This is a genomic window from Thermoactinomyces intermedius, assembly GCF_013912365.1.
GTDB classification, from domain to species: Bacteria; Bacillota; Bacilli; order Thermoactinomycetales; family Thermoactinomycetaceae; genus Thermoactinomyces; species Thermoactinomyces intermedius.
In genome coordinates this window covers 1-1,984 of record NZ_JACETT010000081.1, presented here as the reverse complement: position 1 = coordinate 1,984, position 1,984 = coordinate 1, and the positions used below count along the sequence as shown (strand labels likewise).

General features: G+C 40.7%; 4 protein-coding genes. All 4 read right to left on the bottom strand.

Annotation, left to right across the window (positions count from 1 at the left end; all coding sequences use genetic code 11):
• A partial coding sequence (locus tag H1R82_RS14105; RefSeq protein WP_309544842.1) for a terminase large subunit domain-containing protein occupies nt 1–588 on the bottom strand: 588 nt, incomplete at its 3' end.
• Nucleotides 581–943, bottom strand: a complete 363-nt coding sequence (locus H1R82_RS14100) for a hypothetical protein (RefSeq protein ID WP_181732310.1) — start codon at nt 941–943, stop codon at nt 581–583. The genes H1R82_RS14105 and H1R82_RS14100, both read right to left, overlap by 8 nt.
• A 122-nt stretch (nt 944–1,065) precedes the next feature.
• Nucleotides 1,066–1,353, bottom strand: a complete 288-nt coding sequence (locus tag H1R82_RS14095; RefSeq protein WP_138615223.1) for an HNH endonuclease signature motif containing protein — start codon at nt 1,351–1,353, stop codon at nt 1,066–1,068.
• Nucleotides 1,354–1,397: 44 nt separating this feature from the next.
• The coding region (locus tag H1R82_RS14090; protein WP_181821701.1) for a hypothetical protein at nt 1,398–1,984 on the bottom strand (587 nt) is incomplete at its 5' end.

The following is a 1,984-nucleotide window of genomic DNA, read 5'->3' as shown; positions in this document are numbered from 1 at the left end:
GTCAAGCGTGTTGGAATCACTTGATAGCGGTCTGAACGAACCATCATTAAAATCACTAATTAGTTCTGCAACAAGTGTCCTGATTCGCTTGGATAATACCGGCGATTTCTTAACCATTCGCTTTGATTCCAGCCAGATGATTTTTGCCTGGTCCTTTTTAGTCGCTGCTGATACAACTTCCGGCCCTGCCTCCCCATCAGCAACCAACATATAAAGAGCAATCGCAGAGCCGAGAGCTGATTTACCATTCTTCCTGGCAACAATAAATAAGAGTTCCCTATATTTTCGTGTCTGGTCGATCTTATGAACAAAGCCAAAAAGCGCCGCGATCATTGCTTTTTGCCACAGCTCCAGGATAAATGGTTTTCCGCCCATTTTCCCTTTACTGTGTTTGCAAAAGTTCTCAATAAACTCAATGGCATGATTGGCCCTTTTGGGGTTATATTCCCATTCACTCTTTTTGTCATTTAAATCAGATACAAGCTTCTGATATACACGCTTAACTTTTTGAGATACAACCTCTTCCCCGGCTTGAATCCTCTCCCAATACTCAAGGATCGGGTTATAATCAAGCGGATACCTAATCACGGGACATCACAAACGCCTCAAATCCGTCATCCGGCTCTTGCTGTATTTCTTTAGGCAATAGATCAGTCAATTGCTTCATAATTGTTCCGTATCGCTGAATCATAGTGTTATAAGTCTTAACAGCCGGATGTTCCCTTAGAATTGAATAATCTCCCTGTGGCATTTCATCAATAGGCCCCTTCTCATCAATTAATATCTTCAACTCTTCAAGTGTAGCTTTCATAAATGCAGCTTCATTAATAAGTCCCTCTGCAACCTGCTTCTTTTTACCTTCTAAGTCTTTGTATATCCTCTTAAGTCTCCTAATCTCTTTCTTTATCTTTTCATCTTTGGTTAATTCCTTTTTTCTAGCCATCGTTATTTCACCTCTTTATCACTCCTCAATGGGTGGGGGTCATGGGAGATTGAGGCGTGTATTTTTCGAAGGTGCCCCCACCGGTCCCTAGCCAAGGTGTTTTACTTTTTGAATCGGGGGGGCTATAACTTCACCAGGTTCCCGCTCTCATCAAACATGACATCATCTCTCGTCGCTTTACCACCATGGTGTTCTTTGTTGTGACAGTCCTGGCATAACAACTCCAGGTTATCAAAGTTAAGACTTATGCTAGGATCATTGATATTGTCTTGAGTTAGATAAACTTTGTGGTGAACAATTTTGCCTGGACCGCCACACCTTTCACACAGTCCAAGCTTTGAAATAAAAAAAGCGTCACGACATTGCCGCCACGCCTTTCCTTTATAAAATGATTTAGCCCATTCCTTGATACGAATCCCTCCTTACTCCAAACAAAAAAGACCACTGAAGTGGCCTATTGCATCTTTTTCAATAGCTCTTCCATACGCTCTTTATTTCGCACTGTATCAGCACTATATACGGAATCCGCTCCACGATACGTGTATTTTGAATTTTGCCAGAAGTAGAATGCAAATTTGTCAATCGGTGTATTTAACTGATCATCATAATACCTATGAACAACTTCCGATTTGAAAATATTCGTCAGCATGTACTCATGTTTTTTTAGATCGCTCAAATATCGTCCCGTTTTGAACTCTTCCACTATATATGTTTCAAATTCTGCTATTTCTTTCAGTTCTGGCCGATAATTGCGCGCCAAAGATGAAAACTCATCACATTTCTCTGTTTCCGTTTTGTCTGATGTTGCGATCTTCTTTATTTCCTCTTGCCAGTTTACCGCTTTGTTTTGATCTTCCTGATGCAGTTTAGTTTCTTGTGCAACCGGTTGACTTTCATCAGGCGAATTAATAACCACAACAAAAAAAGCAATAAAGGATACAAACAACAAGGCAACATTCCTCAATCTATTGCCAAACTTAATTTGTTTGTGGAGTTTGGTCGGATAAATGGACCCGACCACAGAAAAGCGCCAAGCATTTG

Bases quoted from the DNA above. Each gene is read 5' to 3' on its own strand.
- H1R82_RS14100 (WP_181732310.1), bottom strand. From the start codon at position 943: ATGGCTAGAAAAAAGGAATTAACCAAAGATGAAAAGATAAAGAAAGAG.